This is a genomic window from Pseudoalteromonas sp. c7(2019), from assembly GCF_011378625.1.
Classification (GTDB): Bacteria; Pseudomonadota; Gammaproteobacteria; order Enterobacterales; family Alteromonadaceae; genus Pseudoalteromonas; species Pseudoalteromonas arctica.
Window position 1 is genome coordinate 94262 of the sequence record NZ_WTKS01000007.1, and the last position, 19354, is coordinate 113615.

Sequence of the window (19354 nt, forward strand, 5' to 3'; positions counted from 1 at the left end):
TTTTAACTCTAGTCTAAATAATAACCGGCACCTAAATGATATTAGCCTGCCGGTTACTTTTAACTTTTAATATGCAAAAGCTTATTTAGCTGCTGCACGTTTTGCGTCTAAACCAAGTAACTTATCAATAGACAAAAAGCCAGGCCCACGAGCAAAAATCACTAATAATGAAACAGCCCACCACGATGCCGGATTAATCCAATGATCCAGTGTAGGAAAAACTGCAAGCTGAATAAACAATGTCATACCAATAAGGCCCAGTGCTGCAAAGCGAGAAAACAAACCGATAATCAGTAATATTGGAAGCAGTACCTCAACAACACCAGCAACCACAGCAAGCGTTTCAATTACTTTTACAAGAAATGAGCCATCAACATAATCTAATGTTTTTGGATCACAAAGCTGCAAGGCACCTTCTCTAACAGGATCTGGACAGAAAAATTCGTATTTAAATAGGTCGTATTTATCAACATTAAATTGTAAAAAGCCATCCCATTTGCTCAAACCAGAGTCGAGGAATACTTTAGCCACCATAAAACGAAGAAAAAACAGCGCTATGGGCTCTAAGAACCGCGATAACTGCTCTCCCATCTGCACGTACAGTTGTTGTATTTTTTTTATCATGCCCATATTTGTTCCTACTCTTGTAATGTACTAATTGATTTGGATTTCTAATAATTCATTTTGTAAGCATGCTGTAAAAGCTTCGCTCACTTCAAAGTTTTCATCTACTGTTATTGCTGCATCAAAAGCTTCACCTAAAGACCTACTTGTACCTTGTAGGGCCTGCATAAGTGCAACTTCTGCGATAGAAAGAGAGCGGGCTTGCACCGCACCTTGCAAACGCCATAACATAATAAAATCCTCAGCAGAGGATTTAGTTACAACGACATCATTATTATTTGTTTTTAGCGAAATCCATTCAAAAAAAGCAGAACCATTCACACTAAGTAATAGTACGCTGGGGCTAAGCTTTACATTAAGCTCGGTAAGCTCAATACCTTGTTTCATTAGTTGAGTAATATGCTCTATAGTTAGCGCTTCACTTGAATCAGCGCTCATCAAACTCATTAGCCACGTGTAATCTAAATGCGCAATATCAACTAAGTTCATGTATAGATTTGATGTGCTTTGCTGATTTTCAGTAACTTCTAAAATATGTTTATTTTCAAGCTCACCATCTTTAATCAAATCGGCTACAAAGCCAGGAAAGCTTAGTCCGTATCCCACCAAAGTGCCCTGCTCTGGCGGAAAACGGTCAACATAAAGTCGTGCCATTTTACGAAAGTTCTCACTACCTACTTTTTTTTCACACATAGGAAAGTTAGCTATTAATGCATCAACACAGCCTTTATAAAACCCGTTACGATACACAGCTAACCTTTTAATATGCGATGGATTTTCGCAAAAATGCTCCATTTCACTTGGATCGCCCGTTCGCAAATAGCGAGTAAAAGCATCAATATATTGGTTGGTACTCATCAGCGAACCACTTCTTTATGAGATATATTTAAGCGACTTTGTAGCTCACTTTGATTCAAATAGCTTTGCGCAGTTTCCCGCTCGATCATAAGCTCTTCAAACGATGGAATATTCGCATCTCGCTCAACAAGTACTGGTCGCTGACCAAATATCTCAATTGCTTGTTCTAGCAAATCCCATACAGGAGTCGCTACCGGTGCTGCATGGCTGTCTATCAGTAATGACTGACCAAGAGCTGGATCAGGATCGTGCCCTGCAATATGAATTTCTCCAACAAGCTCAGCAGGGATCTGCTTTAAATAATCAAGCGCATCAATACCCGTGTTTTTACTACTGATATATAAGTTATTAATATCGATAAGTAAGCCGCATCCAGTACGCTTCGCTGCCTCAACTAAAAACTGAGGTTCATCCATATCACTTATAAAATCTAAATAGTTACTTGGATTTTCAACTAATATTGACCGACCTATGCCCGCCTGGTAACAGTCAATACCATTAATTAAAGACGCAAGTGCATCTTGGGTGCGAGGTAACGGCATTAAGTCTGCAAAATATTTGCCATTCGACTTAGACCATACAGCGTGTTCAGATACCAGCACTGGCTGAAATTCATCAATTAGCGCTTTTACCCGTTTAGTATGAGCAAGCATAGCTTTATGATCAGAGCCTAAAGAGCCACCAACACCATGAAAACTAATATCAAAGTTTTCACGTACAGCTCTGAGATAATTTAATCGAGGACCACCTGCCACAAAATAATTTTCTGTATGCACTTCAAACCAAAGATTATTATTTGTAGATGGCAGCTCTACCTGTAAAGCTAAAATGTCGTCAAGATGTTCTGGTTTTAAACTAAGACCTGCACCTAATTGCTCCCCAGCAACAATGCACTGGGGAAAACCTGCTTTATTAACCTTCAAGCGAACCTTTACCATTAGGAGTTACAACTGATTCACATACACCTTTAGGTGCATATGTCCATGCGTTAGCTTGGAAGTCTGTAGTTGAAGTGCCTTCACAACTCGTTCCTGCACCTGCTTTACAATCATTTTCACCCGCTAAAGCAATACCAAAACATTTATCTTTACGACCGCGAACTTTATCACCAGCTACCCAGCCTTTAAATTGCTCTTGTACTTTTGCTGAAGCACCTTCTGCAACGGTTAATTGACTGTTTGGACCTGCCACAGCACCCGCGCTTAAAACTGCTGCTGATGCGCCGATTAATAAAGCCTTAGTTAAATTTACTTTTTTCATTTTTATGCTCCGGATTAAAATATTTTTTCTTGTTTTATCAATGATTGTTAATAATACCAATCCGCAATAATACTTAATCATTTTGCGGGGCTAAACGTGTCGCTACCTGCGTTAAAAAATTCTCATTTAGAACAAGTAAATAGCGAATTTTTTGCCTAGCTATCAACACGTTTTTCCATCCTCAAAATAAATCACTTAATTAAGCGAATTGGTATAAAAACACTCATATTTTGATAAACAAGCACAATGGAGATAAGCAATATCGCCGTTTTATCAATTTAATAGACCTATCGTTGTTATAAAAACTTTCAGATTATTTGCTTACAATGAAAAACAACTGTAAACAAGAAGTAAATATAGTGGACTAAGCAGTTAATACAAACATTAGAAAAGCTAATCTAATTGTTTTGATAATGAATAAGCTTGGAAAAGTTCATATTTAGTGGATTAGATGCATTGAGACACTTTGTTTTGGCAATGATCTACAAATAGAAATTTACTTAACTGAGGAAGGATAAAAATATTATTTAAAGGCTCCTTATATTTACACCACTCTATACTCGCTAAATTAGCGTTTTTTAAGTAGGACTCGTAAACACCGTCATTATAATGTTATTTTCTGCAACGCTAAAATGTTGGACTACATGGCCATTATCAACGGTTGATTGCCTATAAAAAAAGCGCTACAAATAGGTAGCGCTGGCATTATTACTTAATGGTTGTTTATTTAAAGCTTAGGCTCTTTATTTAAAAGAAGCCGAGCGGATCTTCGCTGTAGCTCACTAATAGGTTTTTAGTTTGTTGGTAGTGCTCCAGTGCGAGTTTGTGCGTTTCGCGCCCTATTCCTGATTTTTTATAACCACCAAACGCAGCGTGTGCTGGGTACATGTGATAACAGTTAGTCCACACTCGCCCTGCTTCTATTTTGCGACCCATAAGATAAGCACGATTCATGTTTCTGCTCCACACACCTGCACCTAAACCAAACTCAGAGCCGTTGGCAAGCTCGAGGGCTTCGGCTTCATCTTTAAAGGTCGACATTGAAATAACAGGGCCAAAAATTTCTTCTTGAAACACACGCATATCGTTTGTGCCCTTTAATAACGTAGGTTGTATGTAGTAACCACCGTTTAAGTCATCACTTAGCTGCTCTACATTACCGCCAGTGAGTACTTCAGCGCCTTCTTTTTTGCCTATTTCAATGTAGCTCAGTATTTTATCAAATTGCGCTTTTGAAGCTTGTGCGCCAACCATAGTTTCGCTGTCTAGCGGGTTTCCGCGTTTAATTTTTAAGGTACGTTCGAGTATTCGCTCAATAAACTGCTCGTAAATGTCTTCTTGAATAAACAACCTTGATGGGCACGTACACACCTCGCCTTGGTTGAAGTAAGCAAGCACGGCGCCTTCAATAGCTTTGGATAAAAACGCATCGTCTTTTTCCATTACATCATTAAAAAATATATTAGGTGATTTACCACCGAGCTCGACCGTTGAAGGAATAATATTTTCAGCAGCGCATTTCAAAATATGTGAGCCCACAGGCGTTGAACCCGTAAATGCAATTTTAGCGATACGCTTGCTTGTTGCCAGTGCTTCACCCGCTTCTTTACCAAAGCCGTTTACTATATTTAATACGCCTGCAGGGAGTAAATCGCCAATTATCTCCATTAAAACTAAAATAGAAGCTGGTGTTTGCTCAGCCGGTTTTAAAATTACACAGTTACCTGCAGCAAGTGCTGGCGCTAGTTTCCAGGCGGCCATTAAAATAGGGAAATTCCACGGAATAATTTGCCCAACCACACCTAGTGGCTCGTGAAAATGATACGCAACGGTGGTTGCGTCTATTTCACCTATAGTGCCGTCTTGCGATCGTAGGCACCCTGCAAAGTAGCGAAAGTGATCTGCCGCTAGCGGAATATCAGCAGCGAGTGTTTCACGAATTGCTTTACCGTTATCCCATGTTTCGGCAACAGCTAGTAACTCTAGGTTTTGCTCAATTCGGTCGGCTATTTTTAGCAGTATGTTACTTCGGTCGGTCACCGACGTTGTGCCCCATTGCTCTCGCACTGCATGCGCTTTATCGAGAGCCAGCTCTATGTCGTCTTTGTCTGAACGCGGTATTTGGCAAAATACCTTACCGTTTACTGGGCTTATATTATCAAAGTATTGGCCATTTACTGGCTTCACCCACTCTCCGCCAATGTAGTTCCCGTATTGTTGTTTAAAGTTTACGAGTGCGCCATCGCTACCTGGATTTGCATATATCATGTGTGTGCTCTCTTTATTGTTGTTAGCTAAAGGTCGAACATTTATATAAAACAAAATGCTTTATATTTAGGCCGTGTTTATCTTTCGAGGTTGAATTTGCAGCAGTGTGTTTGGTTTTCAGGCAAGACAGAGCCTATGTAATGTGGTTGTTCCCCATAAATAGGCGATAACGAAGCATAAATACCAAACACGCGCTGCCTTCAGGTTCCTCCTAGGGGCGATTAACTCTTTGTTGCTCGATTTTTACTTAGCCCACTAGGCTACAAATCTCGCGCCGCAATTAAATCGCCCCTAGATTGAACAAATTTCAATCCTGAAAGGCCAACACGCCCTAATCAATGTTGATTGACATTAAACTAACAAGTACCTAAAAACTTGATTAGCTGTCCACAAAAGTTGTCTGTGAGTCCAAACTAATAAAAACCTAAAGGATTGATATGCACACATCTCAGTTAAACAAAAAACGCCAACAACTTGATGTATTAATAGAAAATAAAGTCACATTCGCTGCAGATAGCAGTGAGTTGAGTATTTACGACACGTATCAAAGCGCGCAAAAGGTAGCACTGCACTCAAACGAGCTGCTGTTTTGTGCCATGCTTAGCGGCAAAAAGGTAATGCACGTAGAAAGCAGCCAATACCATAAAGCATTTTTACCACACGAGTCGTTTGTATTAGCGCCAGAGCAAGGTGTTTTAATTGATTTTCCACAAGCATCAATGCACGCCCCAACCACCTGTTTAGCCATTGAAATTAGCACAGATAAAATAACGAGCGTGGCGAATGCACTTAACATGCAGCAAAACTTTGCACACGATGGCTTATTTGAATATGTACCTCAGTTAGTACATACCCAACATAATATTCAAACGCAGCAATTATTAGAGCGCATGGTGCATTTATTTAGTGAGCAAGGCGCACAGCGACATTACTTGATTGATTTGTCGTTGAACGAATTGATCACCCGTTTATTACAACAACAAAGCCGCGAGCTATTGCTAGCTAGCTGCGATAAGCCACGCCTTAAAACAAAAGTCAGCGATGCCCTGCTTTATATTGAAGAACACTTAAGTGAAACGCTCGACATAAATACCTTATGCAAAATAGCATGTATGAGCCGAAGTAAGTTTTATCAGCAATTTAAACTCGCATTTGGCACTAGCCCAGCCCTTTGGCAGCAACAATTAAGACTTAAAAAAGCACGTACTCAGTTACTACAAGGCCATGCAATTAGCAAAGTTTGCTTTGATGTTGGATTTAATAGCGCGAGCCACTTTAGTCGCCTATTTAAACAAACCTTTGGCATTGCGCCTAAAGAGTGCCGACATTAGCCCTAAAGGGGCGTTACCTGTACTGGCTGATGTAATTTAAATGATTAAAGCCCCATATTACAGGGCTTTAAATTAGAGTTAGATCTATTGCTTTATAAAGGTGACACCTTTAGGTATTTCATTTTGGGGTAACCGAGTAGAGTGCATTTGCGATAACAACCATTTATCGCCCACTTTTGATACAACAACGCTTTCTAACCAATAAATATCAATACTTCTTTGAGTGTTTTTAATATTGGCTTTATTCCAGTAATTAATAAATGCAACATCACCCACTACACGCGAATTTATAACACTAAAATAATTAGTTCTTATAAAGTCAGAAGGCTTAACTACATTTATAAAGTCATTAATAGTCCACACTTCACCGTGCTCTAAAAGTAAAAATGAATCATCAACGGCTGCACGCATTTGCGTGTGGTCAACGTTAGAAACAGCCAAAAAAAGATCGCTCACCGGCGTGAATATGTTGTTATCTTTTGCATGTATTGATGTAGAAAATATCAGGAATGTAATAAAGGTAAGTACTTGTTTCATTGTTTTTATAATATGTAATTTGCTCAATAATAATGAGTGTATTTTAATAGAGCAGTATTAACAATTGAAATAAAGCGAATGTAACTACTTAATAACGTTACCCATAGAGCAAAAAAGCACTCTATAAGAGTGCTTTAATTTAAGTTTTTAAACCAGGCTATTCGTCTAGCCAATCTATGGCTGCGGTAGCATTTTCAAAGTATTGAACCTCACCCGATATAAACCAGTTACCTATTTTTGCCATTCGAGCTTGCCACTCTTTATTACCGTAAATAGCTACTTTTTTAAATTCTTTAGAGTGCTTAACACCTAACTTTAAGTCATCCCACGCTGCGCGTACTTCCCAACCTTCAAGTTCGCTACCATCTATTAAGGCGTTCACGACTGGATGCTTAACTTCGCCAAGAGCTGAATTTATCATTGGGGTAATTATTTTGTAGTCGTCGTGAGTAAGCGTACCAACGGCTTTAAGTTTTAAAAAAAACTCTCTTCCTGCACGTTCAAGACCAATCGATAAACCATGTGTTGTGTGTACCATTACTGCTCTCCTTAAATAGGCTGAGCGGTAAAAGTACACCTTCTAAAATTAATTAGTCCTGAACTAAATCAATAAATAATCTCAAATAAACGACTGATTTACGCATTTTGTACGCGAGATATCTGGTTTTCTACATCAGTTAAATGGCCCGTTTTAAGCCATACTTTTGCGCCATTACTTCCCGCCTTAACGTTAATGGAGCTATTAATAGGCACTCTTAACCAACTGTTTTTTACAAAGGTATCGGCTTGCTCATCAAATGAACCTTCAAGTACTAGCAGTTCTGCTCCACCTTTTGCGTTTATAACCATGCTGGCGTTGGGCTTAAAGTGCAGCAAGCTTACCTCTTCAAAGTCGTCTTTGTACAAAGGAGTTACAGCTACATTTTTAAAACTAGGGTGCGCCGTACTTTGCATCAAGTCCGTTTGTAAACGCACGTGGGTTCTATCATCAGGCTGAAACTGCCATAACTTTACAAATATAACGCAGCCATTTTCAGACCCCGGTTTGTGCTTTGATTGCGGTGGGTTACGGATATAAGAACCTGCCACAAAGTCACCATGCTCATCTTGAAATACCCCTTCAAGTACAACAAACTCCTCACCGCCGGTGTGTACATGCGGCGAAAATTCACTGCCTGGTGCATAACGAACAATGGTCGTGGCGCGAGCAACTTCGTCGCCCACACGGTCCAGTGCTCGTCTATCAACGCCCGCCATTGGCGATGCAACCCACGGGAGCGTTTCGCTGTGTACAACAACTCGTTTACTAAAATCGGCAGCAATTTTCATATTTGGCTCCTAACCGTAACTCCACTTAAACTTTAAACTAATTACGCCGCAACACTTGGGCGTTTTGCTACTTTTTCTTGCCATGCTAATAAATGAGTTAACTCATTCGGGATTGCTATTTGTGCAAATCCAGCAAATACCAGCCCAGCATACAATGTAATATCAGCAATACTAAACTGCTCACCAGCAACAAACGCCGACTGCGCTAGTACATCATTAAAATAGCTAAACCCTTGGCGTGCTTTTTCACCTTGTTTTTCACCCCAAGCCACATTTTGATACGTTTCAAGCTCTGGACCTAAGCCATCAGTTGCATGATGAAAGTAAGTTGCCACAGCGTCAAGCACCATAGACTCTGCACGCTTTTGCATCATGTTAATTACTGCTCGCTCTTTTGCGGTTTCACCCATTAATGACGGGCCTTCAAATGCGGTATCAATATACTCAGTAATAGCGGTACTTTCTGATATAAACGTGCCGTCATCTAGCTCTAATACGGGCACACCTGCTAGTGGATTCTTAGCTAAGAAGGCTTCTGTTCTGTGCTCACCATTTAATAAATCAACAGGTACAAACTCAACATTTGAAGTGGCATTTTTTTCAGCTAAAGCGATACGAACACGAAGTGGATTTGGAAAGTTTTCTACATCATAAATTTTCATAGCAATCTCTATCTTTATTGTTTAAAAGTGAATTAGTGGCAGAAACCTACCTACCGATAGGTAATTTATAATATTAAACTAAATTTAAGTCAACGTTTAAATTTTTCTGATGTATAGGATTTAACTTAATTCATTGTAAAATTAGGGGGTTGCTTAAAAATAAAATCGCTTGTAAATAACTACCTACTGGTCGATAATTTTACTATACCAATTGCATTAAATAGGTGACCTATTATTACGCTAAGAAAATAGCGCAATAACAAGGCGAAAATTATGACATATAGTTGTTCTATATGAGTAATTTTTAACGCAGTTAGTGAGTTATTTAATGCGATACAATGATCATGTTTTAATAAAATTGGTATTACTGCAGATAGGAAAATATTAAAAATGAGTAAAAAAGAAGCTTTATTAAAAGCAGCTGAAAACAAGGTACGCCTTGGCGGGTACAGCAATTTTAGCTTTAGAGAGCTTGCCAGCGAAGTTGGAATTAAAAGCGCCAGTGTGCACTATCACTTTCCGACTAAGGCCGATTTAGGTGCAGAGCTTGCTCATCAATATACAAATTCTTTTTTAGCTGCGTTAGGCGAGCCAAGCAAGCTTAAAGCCAGCGGTAAAAATCCTATTGATGTGTACACTCAGCTTTTTAGAAGTGCATTAGTTACCGACCGAAAAATGTGTTTATGTGGGTTACTAGGAGCCGAAAGCGATAGCCTTCCAGATAAAGTACGCCTTGAAGTAAAACGCTTTTTTAATCAAAACCTAACATGGCTTAGCGCTGCGCACCTAGCTAATGGTGAGCTTAACCCTACTAAAGCGGCTATTCAAACAGTGAGCTTGCTTGAGGGTGCTATGATGATAAGCAAAACGCTCGACGATAACAGTTACTTTGAACTTGCAACTCAGTAATACCTAAATTTAGTACACAAAAAAAAGCGAGCTATTGATTATGAATAGCTCGCTTTTTTAATGCTTGAAATAACTTATGTGATTATTATTAAACCGCTGTTGGTTTAACTTTATGCTTAGAGTGCACAATTGCTAAAACAATTAAGCCAATCACTGTCACTACAGCGCCAATAGGTTTACCTAAATCGCTTGATAAGTTAAGACCAATTGCTGCAGTGCCAATATAAGAAACCGTTACCGCTGTTGCTATAACAGCAGGAACACTCGCAATCCAGTGGAATGCTCCACGGTCAAACAAGTACTTAGTGGCAAGCCATAATACGCTTGTAGAAAGCAGCATGTTTGAAAATGCAAAGTAGCGCCAAATTAATGAAAAATCGAGTTTCGTCATAAAGTATGCAATAGCAAGTATAGGTACCGCTACCAATAAGCGGTTACGTAAGCTTTGCGGAATATTAAACGCATCAACAACTGTTAAACGTAATGAGCGGAATGCTGTATCACCAGAAGTAATTGGGAAAACGGCTACTGCAATAATTGCCATTATACCGCCAAATACACCTAAGTAACTGTTAGCTACATGGTTAACAACTAAACCTGGACCACCTTGATCAAGCAATGCTTTTAAGCCCGCGTAACCATCTGGGAACGCTGCAATACCAGCAAGTGCCCATACACAACCTACAATACCTTCACACATCATAGCGCCGTAGTAAACTGGACGTACGTATTTTTCGTTAGTTAAACAGCGCGCAATAATTGGCGCTTGAGTAGAGTGAAAACCACTAATAGCACCACAGGTAATTGTTATAAATAACAATGGCCATGTTGGTAATCCATCTGGATTTGGCTCTAAAAAGTCATGTGCGTGGTCAGCTTCAAAGTAAGCTAAAAAGTCACTTGGTACCGGTAAGTGCGGCGCATTAATTAGTAATGAAATAGCAATTGCCACTGTCATTACAATCATTAGCGCACCAAAAATTGGATAAAACTTCGTGATAATTTTATCAATTGGTAGCAAGGTAGCTAAAAAGTAATACGCTAAAATAGCGAGTACCCAAAAGGTATTATTTGCCAGTATTGTACCTTCAAAGAAATCAAGGTTACTTAGCAAACCTGCAGGGCTCATAATAAATACTACACCTACAAAAAACAGTAGCATGGCAGTAAATACAAGCATAAAGCCTTTAAATACGACGTTGTAATAATGGCCTGCGATTTCTGGTAGGCTTTTACCGTCTTCTTTTATACTCATTACACCTGAGAAGAAGTCGTGTACAGCGCCACCTAAAACATTACCAAGTACTATCCATACTAGTGCAACTGGTCCGTATAAAGCACCTAAAATTGGGCCAAATATTGGACCTACGCCAGCAATGTTTAAAAACTGAATTAAAAATGCTCGTACAGGGTGAATAGCTACGTAATCAACACCTTCGCTAAAGCGTTTTTGTGGTGTGTCAGCAGTTGAATCCAAACCGGCTTGTTTTTCAACAAATGGGCTGTAAAACTTATAGCCCAGTATTAAAATAGTGAGGCAGATAAAAAAGATGATCATAAAGCACGTTTCTCTTTTTGTATTTTAGTTATAGAGCGCATTGTGTGTCGCCCCGCCTTTTCAATCCGTGAATAATCGACGAACAATAACAAAGCTTCAACCCTCAAACAATAAGACGTTTAGCTAATACAATAATCGATATAAGCCACTATTTACGCAACCTGCACACTTAACGCTCCACATTGAATATTTATTACACACGTCTTATTTTGGGCACAAAAAAAGCGGTTAAACTTTTACGTTATAACCGCTTTCACACACAATGTTTTTTAAAGTGGGTTCATAAACTCACTAATTTGTTGATGCGTTAAAGTAGGTGTTGCGCCAGAACTTTCGGCGACCATTGCTCCAACGGCACATGCAAAGTCAACGGCATATTGCGCGTCGTCGTTGCTACAAAGCTGATAAATTAACGAACCTAAAAACGAATCCCCTGCGCCAACAGTGTCAATTACGCTAATTAAATAACCTGAATTATAAAAATTCTCGCCTTTGATTGTTAATAAAGCACCGTGGCTACCTTTGGTTACACATAAGTAATCGGTATTTGTTTGCTGTGCTATAAACGCTAAATTTTGTTCAAGCGAATGAAACTTACAACCCATCGCTTTTGCTATTTCGTATAGCTCTTCATCGTTTAATTTAATAAAGTCTGCTTTATTCATTAAATCTACAAGTGTTTCTAGCTTGTAATGCGGTGCACGTAGGTTTACGTCAAATACTTTAAAGTTTGCTACATCAACTAGTTGATTTAATGTTGCCAGTGACGCTTCGCTTCGCCCAATTAGGCTGCCAAATACAAATACATCGCTACTTTTAACTTTACTAAGTAACTCATCAGTAAGCGCTATATTATCCCACGCAGTGTCTGCCACTATTTCATAACTTGCTGAGCCGCCACTGTCGAGTGTTACCTCAACCGTGCTGGTTTTTTTGTCACTATTAATAGCAATGTATTCGCAGCTTACGCCTTTGCTAGTAATTTCGCCTAGTAGCTCAGCGCCTAACTCGTCGTTGCCAACAGCGCTGATCATATCGGCTTTAATGCCTAGTGAGTTGATACGCACACACATATTAAGTGGCGCGCCACCTAAGCGTTTACCTGAATCAAAACAATCCCACAGCACTTCGCCAAAACAGCTAACACTTACGGTTTCACTTGATTTATGATTAATTAAAATGCTCATAATTAGTTACTCTTTTGATCAAGTACAGCCTGCATAATGGCTTTAATTTTACTATTAGGTGCATACAACGCAGCAATCGACTTTTTATATTCAGCAGTAAATGCTTCGTTATGCTCAAGCTTACCAAACAAGCTCGTTAACTTTAAAAATGCAGACGGGCTAGTTTGAGTCTCTTGCGCGTAAGAATTAAGCTCTTTGTGCATCGCATCTTGAATTTCAAGCTTTTCGCCGTTTTCACTTAAACCCTTATCGCTGTATAAACACCAAGTTGCAATAACAAGCGTTGCCAGTGATACATCTCGACCTTGTACTAGGTTTTCGTTAATTGTGGCAATTAAAAACTTAGGCAGTTTAGCTGAGCTTTCACTACAGATACGCGCTAGGCTGTCTTTAATATTAGGATTAGCAAAACGCTCTATTAACGTATCTTTGTAGCTTTCAAGGTCAATGCCTTCAAGTGGTTCAAGATTTGGCGTTACTTCTTTATCCATAAAAGCACGCAGGTATGTGGCAAATAATTCATCCGATACCGTTTCATCAATAGTGCCATAGCCATGGATTGAACCTAATAAACCAAGCACAGAATGCCCTGCATTAAGTAAGCGTATTTTCATGGTTTCATAAGGCGTTACATCAGTAACAAACTGTGCACCAACAACGTCCCAATTTGGGCGAGAGTCACTAAATGTGTCCTCTATTACCCATTGTGTAAACGACTCACAGGTAATTGGCCACTCGTCGCTAACACCATATGCATCAACCACGTAATCAATATCACTCTTTTTAGATACCGGTGTAATACGGTCAACCATCGCATTTGGAAACGATACGTTTTGCTCAATCCACTCACTTAGGTCTTTGTCTTGCTCTGTAGCAAAGGCTAAAAGCATTTTGCGTGTTACGTTACCGTTGTGCTGAATGTTATCGCACGACTGCACTGTAAATGCGCCTAAGCCTTGCTCTTTACGCAGTTTTAACGCAGCAGTAATGTAACCAAACGCTGTAATTGGGTCGTTCGGGTTATTAATGTCGTTAATAATATCTGGATTACTGTAATCAAACTCGCCCGTTGCAGGGTTAAAGTTGTAGCCGCCTTCGGTAATAGTAAGCGACACAATTTTAGTATCGCTGTGCGCTAACTTATTAATTACCGCTTGTTTGTCCTCTGGAGCAAACAAAAAGTCGATCATTGAGCCAATTACTTTGTTATCTATTTTACCGTCTGGGTGTCTAACAGTAAGCGTATAAAGGTAATCTTGCTGCTTTAAAATATCACGCAGACCACGGTTACCCTCTAAAAGGCCAACACCACATATGCCCCATTGCTCAGAGCCTGGAGTTTTTAAAAGCTCGTTAACATATACCGCTTGATGAGCACGATGAAAACCGCCCACGCCAATATGAACAATACCGGCTTTAACTGCGCTACGGTCGTAGGTTGGTGTATCAACATGGCTTGGTAATTGAGCCAAGCTTTGTTGGTTTAGCCCTGTAACTAGAGCGTCAGTGTGTTGATGTTGCGTCATGGTGCGACCTTACTAAACAAAAATAAAATATAAATTACGATACTGTATTACGATAAGTAATTACGATGCTGTATTGAGTACTTTATGGCGTTTTAACGACCAGTACGCAGTAACAAAATAAATAACAGTACAAATAAAACAGGCTATTTCGAACTGCGATTTATTAGCGCTGTACATACTCATAGTTTCACTGAAAAACATTACTTGGCTGGCAAATATAAAAATAATAACCAGTGAAACCGTAGAAACCGCATTAAGTACTTTGGTAAATACAGAGCTGTCAATTACTGGCTTTGGAATGTCTTTAGCTTCAGCAGCTTGATATTCTTTAATATCACGTTGCTCTTGCTCTTCTGCTTCAATCTCTTGTGTGTAATCTTCACCGGCGCCGTATTTTTTAGCTAAAAGCGTATAAATAACGATTGTGAAAATCCACGTAGGAATAAACAAGTAGTAAAACGACATTACATCAATAGCATTTAAACCAAAGCCAAACACAAGCGCTAACGCCCAAGATGCTATAGCCGGTACGCTGCGGGTAATGTTTTTATATTTAGCCCAGTAACGTGTTAGGCCAATTTTAGGAAATAACACATGTTCAGCAAACACAATGCCGCCTACTGGCACAACTAATAAGCCTGCGTAGGTAAGTAGCGGAAGCATTTGTGAAAATACAAACGGGAAACACGCAATAATCACGGTTACAACACCTACAATAGCAGTTGTGCGTTCACGTGATTGATTAACAAATATAGATTGTGCTGCAAGACCTGCACGGTAAAGGTTTGCGTTAGCTGTAGTCCAACCGGCAATAATTACAATAACAAAGCCAGTCCAACCTAATGCATGGTATGCAACATCGCCCGGATCAAGTGATGAAATAGTTGTTTTAAGTAATACCGCAACACCTGCGCCCATAATACCGGCAGAGATCCACGCTAAGTAATGACCAAAAAACATGCCCACGCCAGAAAACAAGCCATAGCTTTTGCGTTTAGCAAATCTAAAAATAGCCATGTCGATTAAACCAAAATGAGTAATTGAGTTAGCAGCCCATGCAAAGCCAATCACTTCTAATAGGCCAATGCCTTTTTCACCATCGGCATTGGTGCCCGTCCATATGGAGGAGTCGCCTATGGTCATAAAGTCGCTAAAGCTAGTTAAAGAGGTAGAACCTAATACGTGATTTGAAAGCTCAGGGAATAACGCGAACGAACCTGCAATAAATATAACAAATAGCCACGGCGCGCACAGTTTCGAAAAGTCAGCAACCGTAGAAAAGCCATACATCGCAACAAACACAACAATAGAGCCAACAGCTAAAACAATGGCTACAAACCAAAAGCTATTTGGATACCAATCAAGTTGCGCAGGTATATCAAACAAAAACCGCACGGCGGTGGAGGATACCGTGATCATCGCGGCCGATATAACACTAAAAATAACCACGTTAGCCCAGTTATAGAGCTTGGTCATTGAGTTACCAGCAATTTTGTTTAAGTAGTTATATAAACTTAAGCGGGTTTCTACTGCAATGGGTGCAGTAATCAGCCACCAAGAACACATTGCTAGCAGGTTACCTATTAATAAACCCAGTAGAATGTCGATGGTTGAAGCGCCTAATGCAACAAACGTTGCACCAATAACAAATTCAGTAGCCGCAACATGTTCGCCAGCATATAGCCCTGCAAAATGTTTCCAGCCATGAAGCTTATTATTAGCAACAGGAAGTTGCTCTTCGTTTACATCTTTAAATGTTTGTGTGTGTGGACTCGTTGCCATGGTATTTCCTATTGTTAACAGCAAAGTACTTAATACCTAAATACTTCGCCTTTTATAATTTGGCTTATAAACGCATGATGTTTTGCCATGTTTTGTTTTATTTTTAGTAAAGCAAAACCATCTACATTTATATTTTTCGTTTGCTTGCCTGTCAGTGTGTAAGGCGAGCAAATCGCGTTTAAAACTTTGTTTATTTAAAAAGCTGCGTGTTTACTGCTTTTTAAGTGCAGGGTATGCACTAAAAAAATCTTGCCAATGCGTTAAATGATCAACATTTGGGTAAGCACTGTGTACATGATTAACAGAGCCTTGCATATGTTGCCCACCGCTGTAATGCAGTACTTGCATGTTAGCGTCAATTCCTGCATTTACGCCGGCTTTACTGTCTTCAATCACTAAACAATGCTCTGGCTTTACACCCATTTGTTTAGCTGCATATAAAAATAAATCGGGTGCTGGTTTGCCACGCTTAACTTCGCTGCTGGTAAAAACCGTATCGCTAAAGTACTTACTTAAACTCACTACGCTCAACGCTTTTGCGGTGCGTGCTGGGCTGCTGCTAGTAGCTATACAAATAGGCACAGCTAAATTGTTAAGTACGTCTTTTATACCGTCAGTCGTGGTTAGTCCTGTTTCAAATTCGTTTAACAGTGCCTCGCGGTAGTCACCTTCAAAGCTTTCAGGAAGAGTGACATTAAATGCATCCGCTATTTTTTGGCTTACTGTTTTAAAGTTGCAGCCTAAAAAGTGTTGCTGTACATAAGCACGGTCAATACCAACGCCTTTTTCAACAAGCATATTAATGAGTACTTGTGCGCTTAAAATTTCGCTATCAATAACAACGCCATCACAATCAAATATCACTAGCTCAATGTTAGTATTCATCTTGTCACCTTATTAAAACTGTTTGGTTTAGCTAATTTAAGTATAACGAGTTAAGCGCGATTAATATTGTGCAGCTTTTTAGTGCAACTCAATAATGAGCATAAGCCCACCGATTGAGCATATTCCCTTTATTGCACGAATATGTCAACACACTGTAAGTATAAAACGCACCAGCTTGGTGAAAATACACTCAGATAAAACTAAAAACCTTTGTATTTAATCAACTTTATAAAAGCATATTGCGACCAAGGTCGTAGTAAAAAAATTCCGTTAACGTAAAAAGTGCTCCTGTTAATTTATTTCATCTGTTTTACAAATCACATCAATCTAATTAATCAGTTTTACCGAAGTTAATAAAATCAATACTATCGTTAACAGATTAACAGCCTGCACCACTGCCGGCACTTTTAAATAGATGAGGTCGACAATGAATACTCAAATAAACAAAACAAAATTAACACTAACTGCACTAGCACTTGCAATGGCATTACCGGCAAGCGCAGCGACAACACTTACTAAAGATAACGGCGCAGCTGTTGGCGACAACCAAAATTCAATTACTGCGGGCGAACGTGGCAGTGTATTACTAGAAGACGTGCAACTAATTCAAAAGCTACAACGCTTTGCACGTGAGCGTATTCCTGAGCGTGTTGTGCATGCTCGTGGTACTGGCGCACACGGTGTGTTTGTAGCATCAAAAGAGCTAGACGATTTAACAATTGCAGCACCGTTTGCACAAGCAGGTAAAGAAACAGACGTATTTGTTCGCTTTTCATCTGTAATCCACTCTAAAGGTAGCCCAGAAACACTGCGTGACCCACGTGGCTTTGCAACTAAGTTTTACACAGACCAAGGTAACTGGGATTTAGTCGGTAATAACTTACCTGTGTTCTTTATTCGTGATGCGATTAAATTTCCAGACATGGTTCACTCTTTAAAGCCATCTCCGGTTGATAACATTCAAGATCCTAACCGCGTATTTGACTTTTTCTCACACGAACCAGGTTCTACACAAATGCTAACGTGGGTTTACAGCGACTACGGTACACCAGCAAGTCTTCGTAAAATGGACGGTTGGGGTGTACATGCATACAAAATGATTAATAAATCGGGTGATGTTAAATACGTTAAGTTTCATTGGGTAAGCCAGCAAGGTATTGATAACCTTGACGCAAAAGAAGTGGCAAAAGTACAAAGTCAAAACTTTCAGCATTTAACACAAGATTTATACACTGAAATAAACAGAGGCAATTTCCCTAAATGGGATCTGTACATTAAAACGCTTGATCCATCGCAACTTGATGACTTTGATTACAACCCGTTAGATGCAACAAAAATGTGGTTAGACATTAAAGAAACTAAAGTAGGAACAATGACCTTAAACCGTATGCCAACTAACTTCTTCCAATCTACGGAACAAGTAGCAATGGCACCGGCAAACATTATTCCAGGTATTGAGCCTTCAGAAGACCGTTTATTACAAGGTCGTATGTTTTCTTACGCTGATACACAAATGTACCGCCTAGGTGCTAACCACCAGCAATTGCCAATTAACCGTGCAAAAGTTGAAGTGGTTAACTACAACCAAGACGGCGCAATGAATATTGGTAACACGACAAGCAATGTGAACTACCAGCCAAGCCAAGAAAACGTAGCTGAAAACCCAATTGCACGTAGAAGTAACACAGAGCTTAAAGGCTTTGTACAACAAGCCGCGATTAAAAAGCAGCAAAACTTCGCGCAAGCAGGTGTTATATACCGTGGTTTTAGCAAGCAAGAACGTACAAACCTAATTAATAACCTAGCAGGTGATTTAGGCAAAGTGCAAAACAGCAGTGTTAAACACAAAATGCTTAGTCACTTTTACAAAGCTGATAGCGAGTACGGTACACGCTTAACTAAAGCTGTAAACGGCGACCTTAAAATGGTTAAACAACTAGCCGCTAACTTATAAGCAACTAGTTAAAAGCAATTAGTCCCAACTAAATAGCTATTTAAACCACAACCATGAGGAAGGAATAAACCCCTTCCTCTTTTATAAGAGACAATTGTTATGCGTAATTTATTAATTATAGTCGCTCTATTTCTGAGCTTTACCAGTAGCGTTTACGCTCAAAATACATCAGATACACAAACACCCAGTTCGCAAGTTGAAAGCCAACATTCTGCAAAAACTCAATACGATAGCTTATTTGCTTATTACTTTGCCGCAGCACGTACAAACGACACCGCTGTAATAGAGCAATTTGTAGATGCTGGTATTCCTATCGACAGCTACAACAATAAAGGCTACACCGCGTTAATGATTGCTACTTACCATGGTAATAAAAACACGGTTAACACACTTTTACACTTAGGCGCTAATGCCTGTCTAGAAGATAACCGTGGCAACACAGCGCTAATGGCCGCTATTTTTAGAGGTGAATTTAGTATAGCTAAAACACTCGTATCACTTGATTGCGACAACGCGCATCAAAACAAAGCCGGTCAAACAGCCGAGCAATTTGCACAAACATTTGGTCAACAAAAAGTTATAGAGTTACTAGCGCAGGTAAATAATGCAAAATAATCTGCACGCAACAAAAAGCCCTAAAATAATAGGGCTTTTGATTTACTAAATATATGTTCAAATTAAACG

18 protein-coding genes are annotated in these 19354 nt (G+C 39.5%); 4 read left to right on the top strand and 14 right to left on the bottom strand.

Annotated features, from left to right (window positions below):
* Window positions 1–81 precede the first annotated feature (81 nt).
* The 5 genes from GQR38_RS09660 to GQR38_RS09680 form a co-directional block, all read right to left on the bottom strand.
* On the bottom strand, window positions 82–624 hold the full coding sequence (locus GQR38_RS09660; protein WP_240917394.1) for a DoxX family protein: 543 nt from the start codon (window positions 622–624) through the stop codon (window positions 82–84).
* 30 nt (window positions 625–654) lie between these two features.
* Window positions 655–1482, bottom strand: coding sequence for a DNA-binding domain-containing protein (locus GQR38_RS09665; RefSeq protein WP_165721697.1), 828 nt, complete (start codon window positions 1480–1482; stop codon window positions 655–657).
* Entirely contained in the window at window positions 1482–2405 is a 924-nt protein-coding gene (locus tag GQR38_RS09670) for a DUF692 domain-containing protein (RefSeq protein WP_165721698.1), read from the bottom strand. Before GQR38_RS09670 ends, GQR38_RS09665 begins: the two co-directional genes overlap by 1 nt.
* Window positions 2395–2742, bottom strand: a complete 348-nt coding sequence (locus GQR38_RS09675; protein WP_024591926.1) for a DUF2282 domain-containing protein — start codon at window positions 2740–2742, stop codon at window positions 2395–2397. Before GQR38_RS09675 ends, GQR38_RS09670 begins: the two co-directional genes overlap by 11 nt.
* A gap of 747 nt (window positions 2743–3489) precedes the next feature.
* On the bottom strand, window positions 3490–5010 hold the full coding sequence (locus GQR38_RS09680) for an aldehyde dehydrogenase family protein (protein WP_165721699.1): 1521 nt from the start codon (window positions 5008–5010) through the stop codon (window positions 3490–3492).
* A 437-nt stretch (window positions 5011–5447) separates the two neighbouring features.
* On the opposite strand from GQR38_RS09680, the gene GQR38_RS09685 reads away from it, so the two are divergent.
* Window positions 5448–6341, top strand: coding sequence for an AraC family transcriptional regulator (locus tag GQR38_RS09685; RefSeq protein WP_024607712.1), 894 nt, complete (start codon window positions 5448–5450; stop codon window positions 6339–6341).
* Window positions 6342–6425: 84 nt separating this feature from the next.
* On the opposite strand, the gene GQR38_RS09690 is transcribed toward GQR38_RS09685, so the two are convergent.
* The 4 genes from GQR38_RS09690 to GQR38_RS09705 form a co-directional block, all read right to left on the bottom strand.
* Window positions 6426–6878, bottom strand: coding sequence for a nuclear transport factor 2 family protein (locus GQR38_RS09690; RefSeq protein ID WP_165721700.1), 453 nt, complete (start codon window positions 6876–6878; stop codon window positions 6426–6428).
* Window positions 6879–7035: 157 nt separating this feature from the next.
* Window positions 7036–7416 carry an STAS/SEC14 domain-containing protein gene (locus GQR38_RS09695; protein WP_024605388.1) on the bottom strand — a complete coding sequence of 127 codons (381 nt, stop codon included), beginning with the start codon at window positions 7414–7416 and terminating at the stop codon, window positions 7036–7038.
* Between the two features lie 98 nt (window positions 7417–7514).
* Window positions 7515–8207, bottom strand: a complete 693-nt coding sequence (locus GQR38_RS09700; protein ID WP_165721701.1) for a cupin domain-containing protein — start codon at window positions 8205–8207, stop codon at window positions 7515–7517.
* 41 nt (window positions 8208–8248) lie between these two features.
* On the bottom strand, window positions 8249–8869 hold the full coding sequence (locus GQR38_RS09705; RefSeq protein ID WP_024597780.1) for a glutathione S-transferase: 621 nt from the start codon (window positions 8867–8869) through the stop codon (window positions 8249–8251).
* A gap of 390 nt (window positions 8870–9259) precedes the next feature.
* Here GQR38_RS09705 and GQR38_RS09710 point away from each other — a divergent pair, with 390 nt between their 5' ends.
* Window positions 9260–9778, top strand: coding sequence for a TetR/AcrR family transcriptional regulator (locus GQR38_RS09710; protein WP_165721702.1), 519 nt, complete (start codon window positions 9260–9262; stop codon window positions 9776–9778).
* 88 nt (window positions 9779–9866) lie between these two features.
* Here GQR38_RS09710 and GQR38_RS09715 read toward each other — a convergent pair whose 3' ends face one another.
* The 5 genes from GQR38_RS09715 to GQR38_RS09735 form a co-directional block, all read right to left on the bottom strand.
* The gene (locus GQR38_RS09715; protein ID WP_165721703.1) at window positions 9867–11336 is read right to left on the bottom strand and encodes a carbon starvation protein A; all 1470 of its coding nucleotides are present in this window, start codon (window positions 11334–11336) and stop codon (window positions 9867–9869) included.
* Window positions 11337–11605: 269 nt separating this feature from the next.
* Entirely contained in the window at window positions 11606–12523 is a 918-nt protein-coding gene (locus GQR38_RS09720; protein ID WP_165721704.1) for a carbohydrate kinase, read from the bottom strand.
* Between the two features lie 2 nt (window positions 12524–12525).
* Window positions 12526–14049 (bottom strand): mannitol dehydrogenase family protein, encoded by a 1524-nt coding sequence (locus tag GQR38_RS09725; protein ID WP_165721705.1) that lies wholly within the window; start codon window positions 14047–14049, stop codon window positions 12526–12528.
* A 60-nt stretch (window positions 14050–14109) separates the two neighbouring features.
* Window positions 14110–15831: a membrane protein gene (locus GQR38_RS09730; RefSeq protein WP_024591939.1), complete on the bottom strand. Its 1722-nt coding sequence runs from the start codon at window positions 15829–15831 to the stop codon at window positions 14110–14112.
* A 210-nt stretch (window positions 15832–16041) separates the two neighbouring features.
* On the bottom strand, window positions 16042–16716 hold the full coding sequence (locus tag GQR38_RS09735) for an HAD family hydrolase (RefSeq protein ID WP_165721706.1): 675 nt from the start codon (window positions 16714–16716) through the stop codon (window positions 16042–16044).
* Between the two features lie 427 nt (window positions 16717–17143).
* On the opposite strand from GQR38_RS09735, the gene GQR38_RS09740 reads away from it, so the two are divergent.
* Both GQR38_RS09740 and GQR38_RS09745 read left to right on the top strand, forming a co-directional pair.
* Window positions 17144–18670, top strand: a complete 1527-nt coding sequence (locus GQR38_RS09740; protein WP_024593258.1) for a catalase — start codon at window positions 17144–17146, stop codon at window positions 18668–18670.
* A 99-nt stretch (window positions 18671–18769) separates the two neighbouring features.
* Complete coding sequence (locus tag GQR38_RS09745; protein ID WP_165721707.1) at window positions 18770–19285, top strand: ankyrin repeat domain-containing protein; 516 nt, start codon at window positions 18770–18772, stop codon at window positions 19283–19285.
* Window positions 19286–19354 lie beyond the last annotated feature (69 nt).

Bases quoted from the DNA above. Each gene is read 5' to 3' on its own strand.
- GQR38_RS09660 (WP_240917394.1), bottom strand. From the start codon at position 624: ATGATAAAAAAAATACAACAACTGTACGTGCAGATGGGAGAGCAGTTA.
- GQR38_RS09665 (WP_165721697.1), bottom strand. From the start codon at position 1,482: ATGAGTACCAACCAATATATTGATGCTTTTACTCGCTATTTGCGAACG.
- GQR38_RS09675 (WP_024591926.1), bottom strand. From the start codon at position 2,742: ATGAAAAAAGTAAATTTAACTAAGGCTTTATTAATCGGCGCATCAGCA.
- GQR38_RS09680 (WP_165721699.1), bottom strand. From the start codon at position 5,010: ATGATATATGCAAATCCAGGTAGCGATGGCGCACTCGTAAACTTTAAA.
- GQR38_RS09685 (WP_024607712.1), top strand. From the start codon at position 5,448: ATGCACACATCTCAGTTAAACAAAAAACGCCAACAACTTGATGTATTA.
- GQR38_RS09690 (WP_165721700.1), bottom strand. From the start codon at position 6,878: ATGAAACAAGTACTTACCTTTATTACATTCCTGATATTTTCTACATCA.
- GQR38_RS09695 (WP_024605388.1), bottom strand. From the start codon at position 7,416: ATGGTACACACAACACATGGTTTATCGATTGGTCTTGAACGTGCAGGA.
- GQR38_RS09700 (WP_165721701.1), bottom strand. From the start codon at position 8,207: ATGAAAATTGCTGCCGATTTTAGTAAACGAGTTGTTGTACACAGCGAA.
- GQR38_RS09705 (WP_024597780.1), bottom strand. From the start codon at position 8,869: ATGAAAATTTATGATGTAGAAAACTTTCCAAATCCACTTCGTGTTCGT.
- GQR38_RS09710 (WP_165721702.1), top strand. From the start codon at position 9,260: ATGAGTAAAAAAGAAGCTTTATTAAAAGCAGCTGAAAACAAGGTACGC.
- GQR38_RS09715 (WP_165721703.1), bottom strand. From the start codon at position 11,336: ATGATCATCTTTTTTATCTGCCTCACTATTTTAATACTGGGCTATAAG.
- GQR38_RS09720 (WP_165721704.1), bottom strand. From the start codon at position 12,523: ATGAGCATTTTAATTAATCATAAATCAAGTGAAACCGTAAGTGTTAGC.
- GQR38_RS09725 (WP_165721705.1), bottom strand. From the start codon at position 14,049: ATGACGCAACATCAACACACTGACGCTCTAGTTACAGGGCTAAACCAA.
- GQR38_RS09730 (WP_024591939.1), bottom strand. From the start codon at position 15,831: ATGGCAACGAGTCCACACACACAAACATTTAAAGATGTAAACGAAGAG.
- GQR38_RS09735 (WP_165721706.1), bottom strand. From the start codon at position 16,716: ATGAATACTAACATTGAGCTAGTGATATTTGATTGTGATGGCGTTGTT.
- GQR38_RS09740 (WP_024593258.1), top strand. From the start codon at position 17,144: ATGAATACTCAAATAAACAAAACAAAATTAACACTAACTGCACTAGCA.
- GQR38_RS09745 (WP_165721707.1), top strand. From the start codon at position 18,770: ATGCGTAATTTATTAATTATAGTCGCTCTATTTCTGAGCTTTACCAGT.